Annotated in this window: 16 protein-coding genes; 9 read left to right on the top strand and 7 right to left on the bottom strand. The window is 72.5% G+C overall.

The annotated features are described in order from the left end of the window. From ACZ7L4_RS38435 to ACZ7L4_RS38425, 3 genes are read left to right on the top strand one after another with little or no spacing between them, the layout of a single operon-like run. Positions 1–951, top strand: coding sequence for a polyphosphate kinase 2 family protein (locus ACZ7L4_RS38435; RefSeq protein WP_472109691.1), 951 nt, complete (start codon positions 1–3; stop codon positions 949–951). Next, positions 948–3,629: a cation-translocating P-type ATPase gene (locus tag ACZ7L4_RS38430; RefSeq protein WP_472109690.1), complete on the top strand. Its 2,682-nt coding sequence runs from the start codon at positions 948–950 to the stop codon at positions 3,627–3,629. The genes ACZ7L4_RS38435 and ACZ7L4_RS38430 overlap by 4 nt, the downstream gene beginning before the upstream one ends. 7 nt (positions 3,630–3,636) lie before the next feature. Beyond that, positions 3,637–5,334, top strand: coding sequence for a SulP family inorganic anion transporter (locus ACZ7L4_RS38425; RefSeq protein WP_472109689.1), 1,698 nt, complete (start codon positions 3,637–3,639; stop codon positions 5,332–5,334). 82 nt (positions 5,335–5,416) lie between these two features. Here ACZ7L4_RS38425 and ACZ7L4_RS38420 read toward each other — a convergent pair whose 3' ends face one another. The 3 genes from ACZ7L4_RS38420 to ACZ7L4_RS38410 are packed head-to-tail and all read right to left on the bottom strand — an operon-like array spanning position 5,417 to position 11,065. Then, complete coding sequence (locus tag ACZ7L4_RS38420) at positions 5,417–6,892, bottom strand: alpha-amylase (RefSeq protein ID WP_472109688.1); 1,476 nt, start codon at positions 6,890–6,892, stop codon at positions 5,417–5,419. 5 nt (positions 6,893–6,897) lie between these two features. Then, the gene (locus ACZ7L4_RS38415; protein WP_472109687.1) at positions 6,898–9,579 is read right to left on the bottom strand and encodes an MGH1-like glycoside hydrolase domain-containing protein; all 2,682 of its coding nucleotides are present in this window, start codon (positions 9,577–9,579) and stop codon (positions 6,898–6,900) included. A gap of 34 nt (positions 9,580–9,613) precedes the next feature. Continuing rightward, positions 9,614–11,065, bottom strand: coding sequence for a hypothetical protein (locus ACZ7L4_RS38410; RefSeq protein ID WP_472109686.1), 1,452 nt, complete (start codon positions 11,063–11,065; stop codon positions 9,614–9,616). Positions 11,066–11,199: 134 nt separating this feature from the next. Here ACZ7L4_RS38410 and ACZ7L4_RS38405 point away from each other — a divergent pair, with 134 nt between their 5' ends. The 3 genes from ACZ7L4_RS38405 to ACZ7L4_RS38395 all read left to right on the top strand — a co-directional run bounded on the left by ACZ7L4_RS38405 (position 11,200) and on the right by ACZ7L4_RS38395 (position 14,687). Further along, positions 11,200–11,754: a DUF1269 domain-containing protein gene (locus ACZ7L4_RS38405; protein ID WP_472109685.1), complete on the top strand. Its 555-nt coding sequence runs from the start codon at positions 11,200–11,202 to the stop codon at positions 11,752–11,754. Next, positions 11,754–12,239, top strand: coding sequence for a DUF1269 domain-containing protein (locus ACZ7L4_RS38400; protein WP_472109684.1), 486 nt, complete (start codon positions 11,754–11,756; stop codon positions 12,237–12,239). Before ACZ7L4_RS38405 ends, ACZ7L4_RS38400 begins: the two co-directional genes overlap by 1 nt. A 165-nt stretch (positions 12,240–12,404) precedes the next feature. Beyond that, the gene (locus ACZ7L4_RS38395) at positions 12,405–14,687 is read left to right on the top strand and encodes a winged helix-turn-helix domain-containing protein (RefSeq protein WP_472109683.1); all 2,283 of its coding nucleotides are present in this window, start codon (positions 12,405–12,407) and stop codon (positions 14,685–14,687) included. Between the two features lie 22 nt (positions 14,688–14,709). Here ACZ7L4_RS38395 and ACZ7L4_RS38390 read toward each other — a convergent pair whose 3' ends face one another. Further along, a complete protein-coding gene (locus tag ACZ7L4_RS38390; protein WP_472109682.1) occupies positions 14,710–15,171 on the bottom strand; it encodes a response regulator transcription factor in 462 nt (153 codons plus the stop codon). A 124-nt stretch (positions 15,172–15,295) separates the two neighbouring features. Next, complete coding sequence (locus ACZ7L4_RS38385) at positions 15,296–15,568, bottom strand: hypothetical protein (RefSeq protein WP_472109681.1); 273 nt, start codon at positions 15,566–15,568, stop codon at positions 15,296–15,298. 199 nt (positions 15,569–15,767) lie between these two features. Here ACZ7L4_RS38385 and ACZ7L4_RS38380 point away from each other — a divergent pair, with 199 nt between their 5' ends. Then, positions 15,768–16,229: a DUF7144 family membrane protein gene (locus ACZ7L4_RS38380; protein ID WP_472109680.1), complete on the top strand. Its 462-nt coding sequence runs from the start codon at positions 15,768–15,770 to the stop codon at positions 16,227–16,229. On the opposite strand, the gene ACZ7L4_RS38375 is transcribed toward ACZ7L4_RS38380, so the two are convergent. After that, positions 16,226–17,563, bottom strand: a complete 1,338-nt coding sequence (locus tag ACZ7L4_RS38375; RefSeq protein WP_472109679.1) for a diacylglycerol/lipid kinase family protein — start codon at positions 17,561–17,563, stop codon at positions 16,226–16,228. The genes ACZ7L4_RS38380 and ACZ7L4_RS38375 overlap by 4 nt on opposite strands. Before the next feature lie 124 nt (positions 17,564–17,687). Between ACZ7L4_RS38375 and ACZ7L4_RS38370 the strand changes: the two genes are divergently transcribed. Continuing rightward, the gene (locus tag ACZ7L4_RS38370; RefSeq protein ID WP_472109678.1) at positions 17,688–19,091 is read left to right on the top strand and encodes a DUF2252 domain-containing protein; all 1,404 of its coding nucleotides are present in this window, start codon (positions 17,688–17,690) and stop codon (positions 19,089–19,091) included. On the opposite strand, the gene ACZ7L4_RS38365 is transcribed toward ACZ7L4_RS38370, so the two are convergent. Next, positions 19,083–19,892, bottom strand: a complete 810-nt coding sequence (locus ACZ7L4_RS38365) for a YhjD/YihY/BrkB family envelope integrity protein (protein ID WP_472109677.1) — start codon at positions 19,890–19,892, stop codon at positions 19,083–19,085. The two genes, ACZ7L4_RS38370 and ACZ7L4_RS38365, sit on opposite strands and share 9 nt — an antisense overlap. 118 nt (positions 19,893–20,010) lie before the next feature. On the opposite strand from ACZ7L4_RS38365, the gene ACZ7L4_RS38360 reads away from it, so the two are divergent. Next, positions 20,011–21,060 (top strand): DUF2804 domain-containing protein, encoded by a 1,050-nt coding sequence (locus ACZ7L4_RS38360; RefSeq protein WP_472109676.1) that lies wholly within the window; start codon positions 20,011–20,013, stop codon positions 21,058–21,060. Positions 21,061–21,216: the final 156 nt, after the last annotated feature.

Raw genomic sequence — 21,216 nt, 5'->3', positions numbered from 1 at the left:
ATGAAGGACAAGCGGGCCGAGCGGATCGCCGAGTTCATCGCACCCCTGCGGGTCGAGCCCGGAGCGAAGGTGCACCTGTCCAAGGACTTCGATCCCGCGAGCAAGTCGGGCCTGAAGAACAAGCGGCAGGGCAAGGAACTGCTGGCCGAGGGCGTCGCCCTGCTCGCCGACCACCAGCGCAGGCTGGCCGCGCAGGGCACGCACGGCGTACTTCTGTGCCTGCAGGCCATCGACGCCGGCGGCAAGGACGGCACGATCCGTCACGTCATGAGCGGCGTGAACCCGCAGGGTGTGCGCGTGGCGGGGTTCAAGGTGCCCTCGCACGACGAGCTGAGCCACGACTACCTCTGGCGCTACTCGTGCGCGCTGCCGCGCCGCGGCGAGATCGGCATCTTCAACCGCTCCCACTACGAGGAGGTCCTCGTGGTGCGGGTGCATCCCGAACTCCTGGACCGCCAGCGGCTTCCGGGCCGCAGGCAGCGCGGGAAGGCGCTGTGGCGGCGGCGCTACCGCGAGATCAACGAGTGGGAGCGGTATCTGACGGACAACGGATTCCGGCTCGTCAAGCTGTTCCTGAACCTGTCCAAGGAGGAGCAGCGGGTCCGGTTCCTCAAGCGCATCGACGTCCCCGAGCGGAACTGGAAGTTCTCGGCGGCGGACGCGCGTGAGCGGGCGCGCTGGGACGACTACCAGGAGGCGTTCGAGGACATGCTGTCCGCCACGAGCACACGCTGGGCCCCCTGGTACGTCGTGCCCGCCGATCGCAAGTGGTACGCGCGGATCTGCGCGGCGGCCGTGCTGTCGCACACCCTGATGGACATCGATCCGCAGTATCCGGTCATCGACGACGAGGCCCGGCACGAACTGGAGCTGGAGAAGCGGCAGTTGGAGAAGGAGGCGCCGGCCGGGGCCGCGGCGGACCCGTACGCGGCCGGGAGGCGGGCCCGGTGACCGCCGCGCCGGCGCATCCGTGGCACGCCGAGCCCGCCGAGTCGGTCGCCCGCGAACTCGGCGTCGACCCGGCCGCGGGACTCGACACCGCACGGGCGAGCACGCGGCGCGCCGAGGACGGGCCCAACGCCCTGCCCGAGGAGAAGCCGACACTGGCGCTGCGCCGGATCCTCGGCCAGTTCACCTCGTACATGCAGCTCATCCTCGTCGCGTCCGCGATCGTGTCGCTCGTCATCCAGGAGTGGGGCACGGCGGTGGTGCTGCTCGCCCTGTCCGTCGTGAACGCGGTCATCGGTCTGCGCCAGGAGGGCAAGGCGGACAGCGCCATGAACGCCCTGAAGGCCATGACGAAGGCCACCGCGCGAGTCCGCAGGGACGGCAGGGAGGCCGAGATCCCCGCGGAGGACGTGGTCGTCGGGGACGTGGTGCTGCTCGCCGCGGGGGACGAGGTCCCGGCGGACGGCCGGCTCGTCGCGGCGACCGCGCTGCAGATCGACGAGTCGGCGCTCACCGGCGAGAGCGTGCCCGCCGCCAAGGACGCGAACCCGGTGCCGGGCGGCGAGCTGGGCCCCGCCGACCAGAGCGACATGGCGTTCATGACCACTCCGGTGACGCACGGCAGCGGGGTGCTGCTGGTGACAGCCACCGGCGCCGACACCGAACTCGGCAGGATCTCCGGCATGTTGACGGCGACGCCGCGCGAAATGTCGCCGCTGTCGAAGGAGTTGAACCGGCTCACGCTGTGGATCGTCGGGGCGGCCGCGCTCACCATGGTCGTGATGTTCGCGCTCGGCCGCGGCCGCGACGAGCCCTGGGACGCCCTCTTTATCAGTGCCGTGTCCCTCGCCATCGCCGCGGTGCCCGAGGCGCTGCCGACGGTCACGCAGACGATCCTCTCGATGGGCGGCCTCGACCTCGCGAAGCGCAACGCCATCGTCAAGGACCTGCCGTCCGTGGAGACGCTGGGCTTCACCTCGGCCGTGAACTCCGACAAGACCGGCACCCTGACGATGAACCAGATGACGGTCGTCGAGGTCGTCGACGCCTTCGACCGGTACACCGTCTCGGGCACCGGTTACGGCCTGGAGGGCCGGATCCACCACGCCGCGGGCAGCTCGCCCGGCATCGAGGACGCGATCCTGCCCTACCTCGTCGCCAGCGACGCCGCGCTGGTCGACGGCGAGGTCGTGGGCGACCCCACCGAGGGCGCACTGCTCGTGCTCGGGCACAAGGCGGGCCTCGACGTCGCCGCCACGCGCGAGCGGCTGCCCCGCATCGCCACCCTGCCGTTCGACCCGGCGTACAAACTGATGGCCACCTTCCATGCGGCGCACGACGGGCAGGGTCGGCCCGTCGTGCGCTGCTTCATCAAGGGCGCCGCGCCCGCCGTGCTCGCGCGCACCACGACGGCCCTGTCGGGCGGTACGGGCATCGACTTCGACGCGGAACTGCGCGCGCGGGCCGACGGCGAGGTCGAGCGGATGGAGCGGGCGGGCCGCCGGGTGATGGCCGCGGCGACGCGCGACCTGGACCCGGTGACGTTCGATCAGGACGGCGAACTCCTCGACGAAATACGGGAGTTGCGGGTGACCAGCCTCGTCGGCATGGTCGACCCCGCGCGCCCCGAGTCGAAGGAGGCGGTCGCCGCGGCGCAGGCCGCCCACATTCGCGTACGCATGGTGACCGGCGACGACGTGATCACCGGCGCGGCGATCGCCGAGCAGATCGGGATCGGCGGAGAGGCGATCCTCGGCGCCGAGTTCGCGGCGCTGTCCGAGGAGGAGCGGCTGGAGCGCATCGACCGGATCGGCGTGGTGGGCCGGGTGGCGCCCGAGCACAAGGTGCTGCTCGCCGAGACGCTGAAGAAGAAGGGGGACGTGGTCGCCATGACGGGCGACGGCGTCAACGACGCGCCCGCCATCAAGGCCGCCGACATCGGCGTCGCCATGGGCTCCGGCACGGAGGTCGCCAAGAACGCCGGGCGGATGATCCTGTCCGACGACAACTTCGCCACGATCATTCACGCGGTCGAACAGGGCCGCAAGATCTACGACAACCTCACCAAGTACATCCGCTTCGTGCTGATCCTGCTGGTCGTCTTCGTCCTGACGTTCCTCGGTGCCTCGCTGTTCAACATCGCGGACGCCGAGCCGTTCAACCCCGCGCAGGTGCTGTGGATCCACTTCGTCGTCAACGCGGCCTTCGGGTTCTCGCTCGGCTTTGACCGGGTCGGCGCGGGGCTCATGACGCGGCGCCCGCGGCCGCGCGGCGAACCGGTGATGACACCGGCGCTGATGCTCACGGTGGGGCTCGTGGGCGCGGGCATCGCCGTCGCGCTGCTGAGCCTGATCAAGCTCGGGGAGGCCCGCTACGACAGCGCCCGCATCGGCAACTCCATCGCGTTCGCGGCGTTCGCGCTCTGCCTGATCGTGGCCGCCGTCGAGTGCCGCAGCCAGACCGGGACAGCGCTCACCGTCGACACCTTCGACAGCAAGCAGCTCAACTGGACGATCCTCGGCGAGTTCGTGCTCGCCGTGCTCGTCACGCAGACCGACGCCTTCAACCGGCTGCTGGACACCGTGCCCCTGCACATCGGCCAGTTCGGCTGGGCGCTGCTGCCCGCCCTCGCGCTGCTCGCGCTGTGGGAGCTGGGCAAGCTGATCGCCCGGCGGAGGTGACCCCGCGGTGCCCAAGGCCCTGCCCGTGCCGCCGGGTGTCCGGACGCTGCGCGCCTATCGGCGATCCTGGCTCGTCAAGGACCTTGTCGCGGGCGTCGTCCTGACCACGCTCCTGGTGCCGCAGGGCATGGCCTACGCCGAGCTGGCCGGGCTTCCGGCGATCACCGGGCTCTACACGTCGGTGCTGTGTCTGCTCGCCTACGCCGTCGCGGGCCCCTCCCGCATCCTCGTCCTCGGGCCCGACTCCTCGCTCGGCCCGATGATCGCGGCGACGATCCTGCCGCTGGTCGCCTCGGGCGGCGACAGCGGGCGCGCGGTCGCCCTCGCCTCGGTGCTCGCCCTGATGGTCGGGGCGATCACGATCCTGGCGGGCGTGGCACGCCTGGGCTTCATCGCCGACCTCATCTCCAAGCCCACGATGATCGGCTACATGAACGGCCTCGCCCTGACCATCCTCGTCGGCCAGCTGCCTAAGCTGTTCGGGTTCTCCGTGGACGCGGACGGCCTGATCGGTGAAGTGGACGCGCTGATAGGCAAGTTGGCCGACGGGGCGCTCGTGCCCGCGGCGGTGGCGGCGGGCGGCGGCTGCATCGTGCTCGTCCTGGGGCTGCAACGGCTGCTGCCGAAGGTGCCCGCCGTACTCGTGATGGTGCTGCTCGCCATCGGTGCGACCGTCGCGTTCGACCTCGGGGAGCACGGGGTCAAGCTGGTCGGCCGGCTGCCCGAGGGACTGCCGCCGTTCACCGTCCCCGACGTCCGCTGGGACGACCTCGGCCCGCTGTTCGTGGGCGCCCTCGGCATCGCCCTGGTCTCCCTCGCCGACACCATCTCCAACGCCTCCGCGTTCGCGAACCGCAGCGGCGAGGAGGTCCGCGGCAACGACGAGATGATCGCCATCGGCGCGGCGAACGCGGCCGCGGGGCTCTTCCAGGGCTTCCCCGTGAGCACGAGCGGCTCGCGCACCGCGGTCGCCGAACGGGCGGGCGCGCGCACGCAGTTGACGGGGCTCGTGGGGGCGGGGCTGATCCTGCTCATGCTCGTGCTGCTGCCCGGCCTGTTCCGCAACCTGCCGCAGCCCGCGCTCGCCGCCGTCGTCATCACGGCGTCCCTCTCGCTGGCCGACCTGGCGGGGGCGGGGCGGCTGTGGCGGCAGCGCAAGGCCGAGTTCTGGCTGTGCACGGCCGCGTTCCTCGGCGTCGCGCTGCTCGGGGTGCTGGCGGGGATCGCCGTCGCGGTGGGGCTCTCGATCCTCAACGTGTTCCGGCGCGCGTGGTGGCCGTACAGCGCGGTGCTCGGGCGGGTGGCGGGACTTGAGGGCTACCACGATGTGCGCTCGCACCCCGATGCGGCGCTCCTGCCGGGGCTCGTGCTGCTGCGCTTCGACGCGCCGCTGTTCTTCGCCAACGCGAAGTCGTTCCGCGACGAGGTGTTGCATGCGGTGCGGGGTGCGGCGGAGCCGCGGTGTGTGGTGGTCGCGGCGGAGCCGATCACGGATGTGGACACGACGGCGGCGGATGTCCTGGAGGAGCTGGACGAGGCGCTGCGCGGGCGGGGAGTCGACCTGGTCTTCGCCGAGCTGAAGGATCCGGTGCGGAGGAAGGTCGAGCGGTACGGCTTGGCTCAGACGTTTGGGCCCGACGCGTTCTTCCCTACGGTCGAGAGCGCGGTGGAGTGGTTCCGTTCCCGGGCGGGCGTGGAAGGTTGAGCCCCACCGGCGTTGCGCTCCCGGGGCTCCGCCCCGGACCCCGCTGCTCAATCGCCGCAGGGGCTTGATTTGCCCACGCGGGTCACGCCTCCGCGGCCAGCAGATGCGTGCCCCAGGCCGGCAGGTCCACGTACAGCCCGCTGTCCAGCAGCTCCGCGCCCGAGCGCTCGTAGCGGTCCGTGCCGAGGAGGCTGGTCAACTGCCAGGTTCCCGGACCCAGTTCGGGCCACGGGAGGCGGACCCGCCCCTGGGCCCGGTGGTCGGAGAGGTTGACCACCGACAGGAAGCGACCCGCCGGACCACTCCAGCACGACGCGACCAGCGCCGCCGCCGAGTCGTTGTCCGGCCAGCCCGCGCAGTCCAGCAGCCGCCAGCTCCCCGTACGCATGCCGCTGTGGTGCACGGCGGAGAGCAGCCGCTCGTGGAAGGAGCGCAACTCGTCGTCGGCCGGCTCGTCGGGGCGCCGGTCGAGGAAGACCGGAAGCTGCACACGGCGCCCGGTGAACTGACCCTCGTGCCACAGCGTCGCGCCGGGCAGCGTCGCGATCAGCGCGGCCGCCGCACGTTCCTTGTCCGGGGCCATGGTGTGCGCCGCCCGGGGCTCGTCGTGGTTCTCCAGGAAGCGGACGAGCCGGCGCTGGTACGTCTCGTCGGCGCCCAGGTGCGCCCGCACCGACGCGGCGTCGTGCGCGAGGATCCGGTCGTAGAGCCGCTTGTCGTAGCAGAAGTCGAAGCCCTGCTGCTGGAGCGCCCATTCGAGGTCCCAGTACGCCTCCGCCGCGAACACCATGTCCGGTCGCTCGCGGTGCACCGCGCCGATGACCTCGACCCAGAACTCCTCCACGGGACGCTTCCCGGCCCGCTCGCCCCACGTGCGCTCGAAGACGTCGTTCGTCAGCAGCATCGCCATGTCGCAGCGCACGCCGTCGCAGAACCGGCCGATGTGGTCGAGTACCTCGACGGTCGAGCGGCGCAACTCCGGGGCGAAGGCGTTGAGTTGGACGACGTCGGGCCACGGCGGGAAGAACGGGTCCCGGCCCCGCGCGAGGACCGCGCGCCCCGTGTCCAGGAAGCCGTCCGGGTCCCGCCGCAGGTCCTCGGTGTCGCCGCGCACGAACAGCTCGGGGTACTCGCCGACCCACGGATTGTCGGGGGCGACGTGGTTCGGAACGTAGTCGAGCAGCAGCCCGACGCCCCGCCGGTCGAGTTCGGCGCGCGCCGCGGTGAGGCCGACGGCACCGCCGAGCGCCCCGTCCACCTCGTAGCGGCGGATGCAGTACGGGGAGCCCGCGATGTCCTGCTCGCCGATGCCGGGGACGGCCGCCTCGAACGCGGCCCGCAGCGCCGGGTTCTGGAGGGCGATGGCGCGCCCCTGCGGGCTGCGCTCCCACACGCCCATCAGCCACACGACGTCGACCCCGGACGGGGTGATCTCGTCCCAGATGTCCTTCGGCACGTCCGCGAGGCCGATCTCGCGGCCGAGCCTGCGCCCCGTCTCCCGCAGCCACACCCGGGTGTTGACCTCGTGGATCACGGGCTGTGCCGGTGAAGCGGCCATCGCTGCTACCTCCTCGTGGACCGCGGCCGGAAGGCGTCGGGGCCGAGCGTGCCGAAGATCTTCATCAGGGCGGCGACCAGACCGGTCCACCCCGTCTGGTGCGAGGCGCCGATGCCCGCGCCGTTGTCGCCGTGGAAGTACTCGTAGAAGGAGACGAGGTCGCGCCAGTGCGGGTCGTCGCGGAAGAGCGGCTGGCCGCCGTAGACCGGGCGGTGGCCGTCCTCGTCGCGCAGGAAGATCCGGGTGAGCCGCTTCGAGATCTCCTCCGCGACCTCGAACAGGTTCATGCGCACCCCGGAGCCCGTCGGGCACTCCACGGTCAGCTCGTCGCCGTAGAAGCCGTACAGATGCAGCAGGGACCGGATGAGCAGGACGTTCATCGGCAGCCACACCGGGCCGCGCCAGTTGGAGTTGCCGCCGAACATGCCGGTGTCGGACTCGGCGGGCAGATAGCCGACCTTGTACTCCTCGCCGTGCACCCAGAACGTGTACGGATGCTGCTCGTGGTACTTGGACAGCGCCCTGATGCCGTAGGGGCTCAGGAACTCGTCCTCCGACAGCACCCGGGAGAGCACGCGGACCAGCTTCTTCTCGTCGACGACCGACAGGAGCCGGGGGCCGCCCGCCTTTCCAGCCTGCGCCTGCGACAGCGTCACGGACAGCGACGGATGGCGCGAGGCGAACCGCTGAAGCCGCTCGCCGAGCCCGGAAAGACGCTCCAGCTGCTGCGGCTGGAACACCGTGGACGCGCACAGCGGCAGCAGGCCGACCATCGAGCGGACCTTCAGGCGCACCGCCTGCCCGTCGGGCAGCCGCAGCACGTCGTAGAAGAACCCGTCCTCCTCGTCCCACAGTTCGTCGCCGAGGTCGCCGAGCCGGTCCATGGACGCGGAGATCCACAGATAGTGCTCGACGAACTTCAGGACCAGCTCGTCGTACGTCTCGTTGTGCTCGACGAGTTCGAGGGCGATCTGCAGCATCGACTGGCAGTACAGGGCCATCCACGCCGTGCCGTCGGCCTGTTCGAGGGAGCCGCCGGTGGGCAGCGGCGCGCTGCGGTCGAAGACACCGATGTTGTCGAGGCCGAGGAAACCGCCCTGGAAGACGTTGCGGCCGCTCGGGTCCTTGCGGTTGACCCACCACGTGAAGTTCGTCAGGAGCTTTTGGAAGGTGCGCTCCAGGAACGCGTGATCGGCGTGCCCGGTCGTCTCCTTCTCCACCGTGTACACGAAGTACGCGGCCCAGGCGTGCACCGGCGGATTGACGTCGCCGAAGCTCCACTCGTAGGCCGGGATCTGCCCGTTGGGGTGCAGGAACGAGTCCCGCAGCAGGAGTTCGAGCTGCTGCTTGGCGAAGTCGAGGTCGACGACGGACAGGGCCACCGCGTGGAAGGCGAGGTCCCAGGCCGCGAACCACGGGTACTCCCACTTGTCCGGCATCGACACGATGTCGTCGCTGACCATGTGGAACCACTCGCGGTTGCGCACGCCGGGCCGCGGCAGGCTCCACGGCGTCAGATGGTGCTCGGCGAGCCAGGTCTCCAGGTCGAACGCGTAGTACTGCTTGGACCACAGCATCCCCGCGAGCGCCTGCCGGAACACCCGCGCCTCGTCCTCGCCCGCGCCCTTGGGTGTCAACTCCCGGTAGAACGCGTCGGCTTCGGCGATCCGGTCGCGGAACACCGTGTCGAAGCCGCGGCCCAGGGTGAGCTGGGCACCGGCGGGTCCGAGACGCAGCCGCAACGTCTCGGACCCGCCGGCGGGCACGGTGAGTGTGTGGTGGGCGGCGGCCTTGGTGCCCTCCTGCGCCGGGTTGACGGTGTGCGGCTCGCCCTCGACGACGTGGCGGCCGATGCCGTCCTTGACGTACGGGGTGTCGCTCGCCGTGCCGAACAGGCGCCCCTTGTCGGTCTCGTTCTCCGTGAACAGCAGCTCGGCCGCGGGGCCGCAGCGCAGGTCGTAGCTGCCGAGCTCCGGGTGGTCGGCGCGGATCGTGCGGGTGCCGCGCGGGCCCTCGGCCGCCCGCAGCACGGGTTTGGGAGCCGTGCTCGCGTGCTCGCCCCACGACCAGGTGTTGCGGAACCACAGCGTGGGCAGCACGTGCAGCTCCGCCTCGTCCGGGCCCCGGTTGTCGACCGTGATCCGCATCAGGATGTCGTCGTGGTCCGCCTTGGCGTACTCCACCGTCACGTCGAAGTACCGGCTCTCGTCGAAGACACCGGTGTCGAGCAGCTCGTACTCGAACTCCTGCCGGGAACGGGACCCGTTGACGGCGACGAGGTCGTTGTACGGGTACTCGGCCTGCGGGTACTTGTACAGGTATTTCAGGTACGAGTGGCTGGGTGTGGCGTCGAGGTAGAAGTAGTACTCCTTGACGTCCTCGCCGTGGTTGCCCTCCGCGTTGGTCAGGCCGAAGGCGCGCTCCTTGAGGATCGGGTCGCGGCCGTTCCACAGGGCGAGCGCCAGGCACAGCCGCTGCTTCTCGTCGCAGATGCCGCCGAGCCCGTCCTCGCCCCACCGGTAGGCGCGCGAACGCGCGTGGTCGTGCGGGAAGTACGACCACGCGTCGCCGCCCGGGCTGTAGTCCTCGCGCACCGTGCCCCATTGCCGCTCGCTCAGGTACGGGCCCCACAGCCGGGAGCGTCCGACTCCGTCGTTGGTCGGGCCGATGCGCGACTGCGACTTCATGCGACCTCCCAGGCTCTGCTCCGGGCCCCGCGTCTCAATGGCCGGCGGGGCTTGATGCGGAGGCGCCAGTCTCGGCAGGGGGCCGAGGGGGCGCCTCACCTTCCGGGGGTGAACTCCCTTCGCGGGCCGCGAGCGTGACCGCGATCTCGTACGCGGCGAGCAGCACGGCGATCACGAGCAGCGCGGTCCACGACGACAGGAGGATCGACACCAGGGCCGCGACGACGGCGCCGCCGACGCGCAGCACGTCCGCGTGCCGGGCCAGCCACGGCCGCAACTGCCGGTCCTTCACCAGGTGTTCGCCCGCCCTCGTGAACCCGTGCCCTGTGGCGCGGGCGCCCTGCACGGTCCACCGGCGCAGCGCGGACGGCAGCCGCCCGGGGCCGACCAGGTAGCAGAGGACGGCGATGGCGACGCCGAGCCACAGCAGTTGATCGCCCCGTTCGCGCAGCGTCGTGAAGACGGTCCACAGTGCCGAGCGTGCCCCTTCGCGGTAGACGCCCTCCGGCAACTGACCGAGCAACTGGTCGCGCACGCCCCGTAGGACGGCCGTCAGCACGGTGACCGTCACCACCAGCCACAGGCCGAGCTGCAGCAGGGTCCGCCGGCGGTTCGGCGACACCCACAGGGAGACGGCGAGCAGGACCGGGACGCCGATCAGCAGGCCCACCAGGGCCCGCTTGAACAGCACGACCGCGTCCTGGAGCTGGCCGAGCGTGTGCCGGTTGTAGAGGCGGATCTGCGCGAAGTCCTCGGGCAGGTCCTTGCCGATCGCCTTCTCGATCCGCTGGTGCAGTCCGGGCGGCAGCTCCCCTGAGGACAGCGTCGGAAGGTCGATCTTCTTGCCGAAGACGGACGGCAGTTCGGTCTCCAGGGAGCCCAGCAGATTGTTGACCACGGGCAGCAGGTTGAGGGTGACCGTGTCGCCCTTCACCTGGACGTTCTCGTTGCGCTTCTCCAGGAGGGCGACGATGCGCTCGTGCGCGAACCGGTTCGTGGTCCGCCACAGCTCCTGGAACCGCTCGTTCGCGATCAGCTCCGAGATCTTCTCGCGCATGAAGTCGTGCACGGCCCCCGTCACCGGGCCCGCGAGGAACGAGGCGCGCGGCGGCAGCGCGTCGGCCAGCCGCCGCTCCACGTCGAGCTGGTCGAAGATCTCGTCCGCCAGGTACCTGGAGACCGCGGCGTTCACCTTCGGGTCCTCGGGCAGCGTGCCCACCGTGGCGATCCAGCGGTCCGTGTTCAGGGTGGTCCGCGAACCCCACACGCCCACCACGGATGTGACCGCGAGCACCGCGACCAGCGCGATCAGGATCGCGGCGATCGTGCGGCGCACCATGAACGTCCGCGCGCGGCGCCTGCGTCGGGTGCCCGCGCGGTCGCGCAGCAGCTCGACCTCTGCGCGCAGCCGCTCCAGTTCGGCGTCGGTGGCGGACGGCGGGCCCGACGGGGGTTCGGCGCGGCCGGGGGCCTGTTCATCGCTCATGGCGTGGCACCTCCCGCGGTCAGCGTCGCCGCGGTCCGTGGCGCGTTGCTCACCTACGGCGGGTGACGCGGGGCGCGGGCGGCGCCGGTGTGATGCGGGTGGAGCTTGACGCCGACAGTCGGAAGGGAGACGCCATGGCGGTCATCGGACCGGTTCAGCTGCTCACCATCGAGTTCGGGCCGGAGGCCAAGTTCGAGGGGCGGATCATCGAGGAGCTGGCGATCCTCGAGGCGAACGAACAGATCCGCGTCCTCGACATGCTCTTCGTCAGCAAGGAACCCGGTGGCGGCCTGTTCTCCCTCGACTTCCAGCAGGAGGGGATGGGCGAGACCGTCGCCGCCCTGCTCGGCATCTCCCGGGAGCGGATGCGCGCGGTGCAGGACACGTACCCGAGCCTGGCCGAGGGCAACGCCTTCGGGCTGAGCACCGGCGACATCCGGGAGATGGCCAACTCCCAGGACCCGGGCACGTCGGCGGCGTACATCCTGCTCGAACACGTCTGGGCGAAGTATCTGCGCAAGGCGGTCAGGGACGCGGGCGGGGTGCCCGTCGCCGAGGGCTTCCTCACCGAGGAGGCCCTGGAGCCCGTGGCCGTCGAACTCGCCGCCGCGGCCAAGCGCCTCGGCGATCCGGTCGCCCCGAAGCCCACTCCCGTACCCAAACCCGGCAACCGTCCCAGGAGGACCTGATGGCCGAACTCGTCGTACTCGGATTCTCGGACAAGGAAAAGGCCGAGTCGGTGCTGCGCCTGGCCGGCGAGCTGTCCCGGCAGGAACTGCTGGAGCTGGAGGACGCCGTGGTGGCCTGGCGCACCATGGACGGCAAGATGCACGTCCACCAGACGCACAGCACCACCGGGGCGGGAGCGGCCGGCGGCGCCCTGTGGGGCTCGCTGTTCGGGCTGCTCTTCCTGATGCCGGTCTTCGGCGCGGCCGTGGGCGCGGCCACCGGGGCCGTCGCCGGAAAGCTCACCGACATCGGCATCAACGACGCCTTCGTCAAGGAGACCGCCCGCGCCCTCGAACCCGGCCGCGCCGCCGTGTTCGCGCTCGTCCGGCGCACCACGCCCGACCGGGTGCAGGAAGCGCTGCGCCCCTTCGGCCCCACCGTGATCCACACCTCGCTCACCAAGGACCGCGAGGAGGAACTGGTGGAGGCCCTCCAGTCCAAGTAGACGCCCGTCGGCCCACGGGCCACCCCCTGTCCAGGCGCCGTCCCACCCGGGAACTTCACCCGGGTGAGATGGCGTCTGGCATGTGCCGGATGCGGCGCTCCCGGCCCCACACTTGCCTCCCATACGGGGGTGTGGATCCACCGCGCTGCGAAAGCGAGGGTCGCCATGGCCGACGGGTCACACCGCACACCGGACGACGGGCCCGGCCCGGAGCAGGCCGACGCCGTGCCCGCGCTGCCCGACTGGATCGTGCCGCGCCCCCGGCTGACCGACCAACTGGCCAGGGGCGTGCGCGGCCCGCTCACCGTCGTCGTCGGCCCCGTGGGCGCGGGCAAGACGGCGCTCGCCCTGGAATGGGCGCACACCCGGCGCCCGCCCTGGCCGCTCGCCTGGGTCACCTGCGACGGGCCCGCCGAGCACCCCGGCGTGTTCTGGCAGCGGGTGTTCGGCGCGCTGCGCGCCGCGGGCGTCGAGGTGCCCGAACCCGCCGCGAGCGAGGACGGGCCGCTGCTCGTGGCGACGCTCGCCGCCTGCCTGAACGGACGGGACGAACCGTCGGTCCTCGTCCTCGACGACTTCCAGCCCGCCCTCGAATCGCCGATCGCCCGCGGCGTCACCCACCTGCTCCGGCACACCCCCGACAAGCTGCGCCTCGTGGTGCTCGCCCGCCGCGACCCGCCCCTGCACGTGTACCGAGGGCGGCTCACCAGCGAGGTCGCCGAAGTACGCACCGCGGACCTCGCCTTCGACGACCGGGAGGCCGCGGCGCTCCTGGCGCAGCACGGCATCGACGTCACGAAGCAGACGGTGAGCACGCTGCGGCGGCGGGCGGACGGCTGGGCCGCCGGACTGCGGCTCGCCGCGATGTCCATGGAACGGCGCGGCGACCCCGAACGGTTCGTCGCGCAGCTCGCGGGGGACGACGAGGCGATCTCCAGCTACCTGGTCGAGGAGGTGCTCGACCAGCAGTCGCCCGGCATGCGCAGACTGCTCCTGACGACGAGCATCCTGGACCGGGTGAATGCCGAGCTGGCCGCCGAACTCGCGGGCGACGCGGACGGCGTGCTGTTCGCGGGGCTCGTCCGGGAGAACTCCTTCCTGCGGCCCGTGGGGCAGGGCTGGTACCGCTGCCACCAGATGTTCGCCGACGTGCTGCGGACCTGCCTGCGGCACGAGACGCCCGGCCTGGTGGCGCCGCTGCACCGCACGGCCGCCGCGTGGCTCGCCGGGCACGGACTGCTCGCCGACGCCGTCCGGCACCTGTTCGCCGCGGGCGACTGGGACGAGGCGGCCCGGCTCGTCGTGCACCGACTGGCGATCGGGCAGGTGCTCGGTCTGGCCAGGACCCGGCTGCCCGTCGACGAGGGCCGGCAGCCGCCCGACGAACCGCCCGCGGCCGAACCGGAGTCCGTGCTGCTCGCGGCGGCCGTCGCGAGGACCCGCCGGGACGACCAGGCGTGCACCAGGAACCTGGAGCGGTCCGCCGAACTCCTCGACCGGTTGCCACCGGGGGAGGACGACCGGCTCGCGCGGTGCCGCCTCGCCCACGCCGTGATCCGGATGGAACGGCTGCGCTGCCGCGATCCGCGCCGCGCCGGGGCCGCCGCGGCCGACGCGGAGGCGGCAGGACCGCACGTGCCGCACGCCCTGCTGGCCGAGCGGCCCGAGATCCCGGCCCTCATCCTGTCCGTACGGGGCAGCGGTGAGCTGCGGGCCGGCAGCCTCAAGGCCGCCCAGGTCTCCCTCACCCGCGGGCTCAAGGCGGCGGGCGCGGCGGGGAACGGCGCGCTGCGCCGGGACTGCCTCGTCGAACTCGCGCTCCTGGAGGCGCTGCGCGGCCGGTTCCGGGCCGCCGACGAGCTCACCGCCCAGGCCGTCCAGCCGCCGATGCCGCCGTGGACCGCGGGCGAGCCCTCGCGGGCCACCCTGCATCTCGTACGCGCCTGGGGCGCCCTGGCGCGCGGCGAGCCCGGCCGGGCGCGGCGCGAACTGGAGCACGGCGAGGGCGCGTTGGGGCAGGCGACGGACACGTTCCTCGCCGAGCTCGGCGGCGTCGTCGCCCGGATCGCGGCCGCCGTGGAGCGCGGCGTCCGGGGCGCCGAGGCCGTCGCGAGCGCGGTGGCGGTGTCCCGGCTGCCGCAGACGGTGCAGCGGACGATCGCGCCGACCTGTGCGCGGCTGCTGAACCCGGCGCGGCCGCGCCGGGCCGCGGACGCCGCGCCCTTGGAGCAGGAGCCGCTCGGGCGGGTTCCCGCGGAGCGGCTCAGCGCGCGCGAACGCGATGTCCTCGACCGGCTCGCGCAGATGATGACCACCGAGGAGATCGCCGACGAGCTCTACCTCTCGGTGAACACGGTGAAGACGCACCTCAAGAGCGTCTACCGCAAGCTGGCCGTGTCCCGCCGCTCGGCGGCGGTCCGCAGGGCCCGCGAGCTCCAGATCCTGTGAGGGCGCGGGGCCGGGTCGCGCCTCAGACGAGCCCCAACTCCCTTGCCCGCAGCAGCGCTTCGGCGCGCGAGCGCGCGCCGAGCTTGCGGTAGACGGCGCGCGTGTGGCTCTTGACCGTGTTGTACGAGACGTAGAGGTCGTCGGCGATCTGGCGCAGCGGGACCTCCTCCTGCAACTGGTGGAGCACGGCGAGTTCGCGGCCGGTCAGCCGCTGCGGCGAGGGCCGCGTTCCGTTCTCCCGCGGGACGGGCACCGCGGCGAGCGCGGCCGAGGCCCGGTGCACCAGCGCGCCGGCGGTCCGTGGATCGGCCACGTCCCCCGCGATCTCCACCAGGACGCCGGCGACCCACATCAGGCAGGTCGTCAGGGCGGCGTCGGCCGCGGTGTCCTCCTCGTGGATCGAGCACAGCTGCAGCCGGAGCGCCATCACGCGCCCCGTCTTCCCCGGATCGTCGACCGTGCGTGGGCACAGTGCTGTGAGCATGCCCCTCACCTCCCCATGTGGAGGGCATCACCCCACCACGGTGGGCCCCGCGCGAACGCGAAGAAAGGGGTCTTCCGCGCCGTTTTCCGGGCGGTACGACTTCGTTATGAGAGCCGAACGGCCCCTACCCGCGCGCCTCGCGCGGCCCCGGAAGGCGGCGGACCTCGAGGAGTTCGAGGCCGAGGCCCTGGATGCGGTCGAGGATGCCGTAGAGGGCGGCCTGGTCGAGGCCCGCGCCGACCAGCACCGTCTCGGCGGGGCGCAGCACGACCGTCAGCTCGCCGAACGCCGACCGGAAGGCCTCGCCGAGCCTGCCCCTGACGCGGATCTCGAAGTCGCCGCCGCCGGAGGGCGTTCCGGCCGGCTCGCGGCCCGGACCCGTGTGTGACCCGGCCATGACGTCACCTCCACTGCGAGCGTCGTCCCGCAGGCCATTGTCCCGGCGACCGCACCGCCGGGGGCATCACCTCGGACGGGTGACAGCCGCGCGCGGGGCGGGGCTCATCCGCTGCGGGTGAACCGATTCCGGTGGCACGGGCCGCATGCTCCGAGTGCATCGAATCCGGATCCACCGAGACCGAGGAGGAGGGTGCGACATGGCCGAGCAGATCTCGCCGGGCCAGGCGCGCTCCGGAGCGTCCGAGCCACAGCCCCGTGTCCGTCCGGCCGCCGTCGGCGGAGTCGTCTTCGCCGCGTTCGTGATGGGCATCATCGGCGCCTATCACGCCATCGCAGGCCTCGCCGCGGTGCTCAACGAGAACTTCTACCAGGCACAGGACGACTACGCGTTCGACTTTGACGTCAATGCCCGCGGCTGGGTGCAGCTGATCACCGGGGTCGTCGTCTTCGCCGCGGCGGTCAGCCTCTTCAGCGGCCGCACCTGGGCGCGGATCGTCGTCATGACCATCGCCGCGATGAGCGCGCTCGAGAACTTCTTCTTCACCCCGTACCAGCCCGTGTGGTCGGCGATCCTCATCGCCCTCGACATCCTCGTGATCTGGTCCCTCGCCGTGTACGGACGCCGTGAGGCGCACAAGGTCTACGGGACGCCGCTCTAGCCGCTCCCGTCGCTCCGGGGCCGCCGCACCGTCAGCGCGAGCCCCGTGACGCCGCGCCAGTCCAGCGGCGGGCGCTCCCGGTACGTTCCCGGGCGCTGCCTCGGCACGAGCACCCGCAGCGCGCCGGGCCGCACCTCGATGCGTACGGGCACGTCCATGCGCACCGCCTCGCCGTCGAGGCCGACGGGGATCGAGTCCCGGTCGGCGTCGACGACCACCGAGCCGGCGGTCCGCGTCGTCACACCGGCGGACCGGCCGCCCCGCAGCAGCCCGGCGGCCTGTGCGGCGCTCGTGACCCGCACGGCGACGCAGCCGAGGACGCCTCCGTCGAGGCGGGTGCGGCGGCCGAGGCCCGCGATGTCGTGGGCGCCGTACGGGTTGTTGCTCACCAACAGCGCCTGCGGATCGGCGACTTCGTGCCCGCCGACCCGCGCCGTGAGCTCCGGGCCCTTGTGCCGGGCGAGCAGATCGGGCAGCAGGTCGAGGGTGGTCCGGGTCTTGCCGTCGCGATAGGCCGGGCTCTGCACGACCTCGGCGTAGGCCCCGAACGAGACGTTGTTGACGAACGGGTGGCCGCCCGCCCGGCCGAGGTCGACCCGCAGCTCCACGCCGTCGGCCAGCGCGTCGAGCGCCTTGCACGGGTCCTCGCGGTCCAGGCCCAGATCGAGAGCGAAGTGATTGCGGGTGCCCGCCGGAATCACCAGGAACGGCAGGCCGAACTCCGCGGCGACGTCCGCCACGAGGGCCTGCGTCCCGTCGCCGCCCGCGACGCCGAGGAGATCCGCCCCGGCGGCGGCACGCTCCCGTGCAAGGGCCGCCACGTCGACCGGCTCCGGACCGTCCAACAGCACGACGTCCGCCCCGAGCTGCTCCGCCTTCGCGCGCAGCCCGAAGCGGTCGACCTTGCCGCCGCCCGACCGCGGGTTCATGATCAGCACCGGCCGGTGGACCGCGGGCGCCGCCGCCTCGGGCATCGGGGCCGGGGCCGACCGCGGCCCGAGCGAGGCCCGGCCCGCCCCCGCGGCGAGCAGCCACAGACCGCCCGACACCAGCACCACCCACACCAGGTGCGCGCGGGCGTACGCGACCAGCACCCAGACCGGCGCGGCGAGCGCCAGGAGCAGGGCGAGGTACCGCGCGGGCCCCCGCCTGCTGAGCACCCACCACACGGCGACGACCGTCACCGCGGTCCCCAGGACCCCCGCGCCGAACAGCGCGAAGGTCCGCACCCCCGCGAAGCCGGCCAGGACCAGCACGGCGCCCGCCGCGGCGGCCAACGACGCGCGCGCCAGCCACCGTTGCCCCCGCCCGTGTTCCCGCGTCGTCGGTTCCATGACCGCCAGTCTGCGACCGGCGGACCCCCGTGGACTCACCCCCGGGAGGCGACCTCACACCGGCGGGGTGACGTCGCGGCGCCCGGCCCGGCGCACGGTGTGCACAGCCTGGAAGGAGGCCGCCATGACCGAGATGACGAGCCGTCGCCGCACCGCGCGCGAGCGGGCGGACAAGGGCAGGTCCGCGAGGTCCCGCGTCCCGCGCTCCGGGCACGCCGCCTATGCCCCCGCCGCCGACCGCCCCGACCCGGTCGACATCCTGGAGAAGCAGTCGGCGGCCAGGCTGCCGGAGCTGATTCCGATCCGCTACGGACGCATGCTGGAGTCGCCGTTCCGGTTCTTCCGGGGCGCCGCCGCGATCATGGCGTCCGATCTGGCGCACACCCCGGTCACCGGGCTGCGCGCCCAACTCTGCGGCGACGCCCACCTGTTGAACTTCCGGCTGCTCGCCTCCCCGGAGCGGCGCCTGATGTTCGACGTCAACGACTTCGACGAGACGCTGCGCGGGCCGTGGGAGTGGGACGTCAAGCGGCTCGCCGCCAGCCTCGTCATCGCGGGCCGCGGCAACGGGTTCGGCCGATCCGAGCGGGACCGCGTGGTGCGGGCCACCGCGGCCTCGTACCGGCAGTCGATGGAGCGGTTCGCCGGGATGCGCACGCTCGACGTGTGGTACTCGCGGATCGAGGCGGAGGAGCTGTACGCCGCGGTGTCCGGGAAGCTGGACGGCCGCACCAGGCGGCGCATGTCGCAGGCGCTCACCAAGGCCCGCGGCCGCGACCACCTCCAGGCATTGGAGAAGCTCGCCCACGTCGTCGGCGGCGAGCTGCGCATCGCCGCCGACCCGCCCCTGGTGACCCCGCTCGACCAGCTCCTTCCCGGCGTCGAACGCAAGGAGCTGGAGACGCAGTTGATCGATCTGATCGAGCGGTACGCGCGCACGCTCACCGCCGAACGCAGGGCGCTGCTCGGCCAGTACCGGGTCGTCGACATGGCGCGCAAAGTCGTCGGGGTCGGCAGTGTGGGCACCCGCTGCTGGATCATTCTGCTGCTCGGGCGCGACGACCATGACCCGCTGCTGCTCCAGGCGAAGGAGGCCGGGCCTTCCGTGCTCGCGGAGTTCGCGGGGCCGGGAGCCCACACCAACCAGGGCGAACGCGTCGTCGTAGGGCAGCGCCTCATGCAGGCGGCCGGCGACATGTTCCTCGGCTGGGAGCGGGTGGAGGGGCTCGACGGGCGCCAACGTGACTTCTACATACGGCAGTTGCGGGACTGGAAGGCGATACCGCAGGCCGATCTGATGTCGCCGCGCGTCATGGGCCTGTTCGGCCGGGCCTGCGGCGCGACGCTGGCCCGCGCCCACGCCCGCTCCGGGGACCGTGTCGCCATCGCCGCCTATCTGGGCCGCTCCGACCCCTTCGACCGGGCGCTCGCCCGTTTCGCCGAGGCGTACGCCGACCAGAACGAGCGCGACCACGAGGCCCTGGCCGCGGCCGCCCGGAAGGGCAGGGTGACCGCGGAGTCAGCGTGAACCGGCGGCCGTCGCGGCGCCGATCCGGCGACGCAGGAACTCCTCCTGGGCCAGGACGCGTCCGACGGCCACCCCGAACACCACCAGGGTGAAGAACACGATCAGCCAGGACAGCACCGTGAACACCGACCCGAGCGCCCCGTAGCGCTCCACGCTCATCCGCAGCGCCCGCGGCAGCCACAGCCCCGACACCCCGCAGAACGCCATCACCCCCGCCGCGGTCAGCAGCGCCCCCGGCAGCAGCGGCAGCCACGGCACCCGCCCCGCGAGCAGCAGATGCTGGGTCCACCACCACATCAGCGCCGCCGCCGCGAACTGCAAGGGGTAGCCGATGACGGCGCCCGCGCCGAACGCCCGGTGCAGCGCGCCCTGCACGATCAGCATCGCCACCCACACCAGCAGCCACACCGCCCACCGCCACGCCACGAACCGCACGGCGGAGCGCGGCAGTTCCCAGGCCCGCTCGCACAGCCGCTGCAGGGCCCGGGTGAACGCGGTGGCCGAGAGCAGCGCCACCAGCACGCCCGCGGCGCCCCAGCTGTGCAGGGCGGCGTCGCCGCCCCCGGCCACGTCCTCGGCCTGCCGCACCACCGGCCCGGACGTCCCGATCAACGTACGCAGCGAGCGCAGGAGTTCGCGCCGCACCAGCGGCGGACAGAACGAGGCCAGGGCGATGAGCATCGGCAGCGCGGCCAGGAACGCCTGCGCGGCGAGCCGCGTCGCCATGTCCAGGATCCCGACGCGCACCAGCTGCTGCGCGATCCGGCCCGCCAAGGGCCGGGCGGCACCCGTGATCGTCATGACAAGGCCCTCCCGGACGGACGGGGCACACGCGCTCCTGCCGGGCACTGTCGGGCCCGCCGCCCGGACGCACGTCGCCCGCGCCGGGTGACACCGCGCCCGGATGTAGGCTCCACGGATGGCGACGCACGAGCGGGAGATCGTGGACCCGGTGGACCTGTGCCACCCCGACGGCAGCCTCGATCCGGCGGCGGTCGGCTGGTCGCGGACGCCGGTGCACCGCGCCAATCTGCGCGGGTGGGGGCGGACCAAGCGGTGGGAGCACTGGTGCGTGACCACGCCGACGCATCTGGTCGCGCTGACCGTGAGCGATCTGGACTTCCTCGCCCTCAACTCGGTCTATCTGCTCGAATTCGGCTCGTCTGTGCGGGAGTTCGAGCGCGCCTCCATCGCTGCGTTCGGGCGCGGGGTGCGGCTGCCGGACCGTGTCGCGGGCTCCCCGGGCGTGCCGGACGTCGTGGTCGGGCCCGCCCGGCCGACCGGCGGCAAGGTGCGCATCGAGATCCGGGACGAGGCGGGCGGTGTCCGGCTGCGCGGCCGGTGCCTGACGACCGACCGGCTTCCGGTCGACATCGACCTGCTGGTCGCGCGGCCTGAGGGCCACGAGTCGCTGAGCGTCGTCGTGCCGTGGGACGCGCGGCGGTTCCAGTACACGTCGAAGCAGACCGCGCTGCCGGCGACGGGCCGGGTCAGGATCGGCGGTGAACGGCTGGAGTTCGGCGCGGGCGAGAGCTGGGCGGTGCTCGACCACGGTCGCGGGCGCTGGCCGCGCACGGTCGACTGGAACTGGGGCGCCGCCTCGGGCCGCTCGGACGGGCACACCGTGGGCCTGCAGTTCGGCGGCCGGTGGACCGCGGGCACCGGCTCCACCGAGAACGGGCTGTGCGTGGACGGCCGGCTCACGAAGATCGGGGAGGAGCTGGACTGGCGCTGGTCCACGTCCGACCCGCTCGCGCCCTGGACCCTGCGCACGACGGAGTCCGACCAGGTCGACCTCGTGTTCACGCCCTTCCACAACCGCTCGTCCCACACGGACCTCGGGCTGCTCGCCAACCACACCGACCAGCGCTTCGGGCACTACGACGGGCGCGTGCGCACCGACGACGGCACCGAGATCGCCGTGCGCGACCTGCTGGGCTGGGCGGAGGACGTGCGCATGCACTGGTGACCCGCGCGTGTCCCGGCGGCCCCGTCCCCTGTGGGCGGGGCCTTCGCATGCCCGGATTCCCCCGCTCGCTCCCGTGTTTGCTTAAAGGTGATCGAAACAAGCCTTGACCCGTCAACTTCGAGCAAATAGCGTCCTTGCATTCCGGTCGACCCTTCA

This window comes from Streptomyces sp. NPDC107575 (genome assembly GCF_055657265.1).
Note: the sequence above shows the minus strand (reverse complement) of the source record. Positions and strands in the feature narration are given on the sequence as shown.

What these genes read in the sequence shown, in the direction of transcription:
- ACZ7L4_RS38435 (WP_472109691.1), top strand. Translation starts at nt 1, where the DNA reads ATGAAGGACAAGCGGGCCGAGCGGATCGCCGAGTTCATCGCACCCCTG.
- ACZ7L4_RS38420 (WP_472109688.1), bottom strand. Translation starts at nt 6,892, where the DNA reads ATGGCCGCTTCACCGGCACAGCCCGTGATCCACGAGGTCAACACCCGG.
- ACZ7L4_RS38415 (WP_472109687.1), bottom strand. Translation starts at nt 9,579, where the DNA reads ATGAAGTCGCAGTCGCGCATCGGCCCGACCAACGACGGAGTCGGACGC.
- ACZ7L4_RS38410 (WP_472109686.1), bottom strand. Translation starts at nt 11,065, where the DNA reads ATGAGCGATGAACAGGCCCCCGGCCGCGCCGAACCCCCGTCGGGCCCG.
- ACZ7L4_RS38405 (WP_472109685.1), top strand. Translation starts at nt 11,200, where the DNA reads ATGGCGGTCATCGGACCGGTTCAGCTGCTCACCATCGAGTTCGGGCCG.
- ACZ7L4_RS38400 (WP_472109684.1), top strand. Translation starts at nt 11,754, where the DNA reads ATGGCCGAACTCGTCGTACTCGGATTCTCGGACAAGGAAAAGGCCGAG.
- ACZ7L4_RS38395 (WP_472109683.1), top strand. Translation starts at nt 12,405, where the DNA reads ATGGCCGACGGGTCACACCGCACACCGGACGACGGGCCCGGCCCGGAG.
- ACZ7L4_RS38390 (WP_472109682.1), bottom strand. Translation starts at nt 15,171, where the DNA reads ATGCTCACAGCACTGTGCCCACGCACGGTCGACGATCCGGGGAAGACG.
- ACZ7L4_RS38385 (WP_472109681.1), bottom strand. Translation starts at nt 15,568, where the DNA reads ATGGCCGGGTCACACACGGGTCCGGGCCGCGAGCCGGCCGGAACGCCC.
- ACZ7L4_RS38380 (WP_472109680.1), top strand. Translation starts at nt 15,768, where the DNA reads ATGGCCGAGCAGATCTCGCCGGGCCAGGCGCGCTCCGGAGCGTCCGAG.
- ACZ7L4_RS38375 (WP_472109679.1), bottom strand. Translation starts at nt 17,563, where the DNA reads ATGGAACCGACGACGCGGGAACACGGGCGGGGGCAACGGTGGCTGGCG.
- ACZ7L4_RS38370 (WP_472109678.1), top strand. Translation starts at nt 17,688, where the DNA reads ATGACCGAGATGACGAGCCGTCGCCGCACCGCGCGCGAGCGGGCGGAC.
- ACZ7L4_RS38365 (WP_472109677.1), bottom strand. Translation starts at nt 19,892, where the DNA reads ATGACGATCACGGGTGCCGCCCGGCCCTTGGCGGGCCGGATCGCGCAG.
- ACZ7L4_RS38360 (WP_472109676.1), top strand. Translation starts at nt 20,011, where the DNA reads ATGGCGACGCACGAGCGGGAGATCGTGGACCCGGTGGACCTGTGCCAC.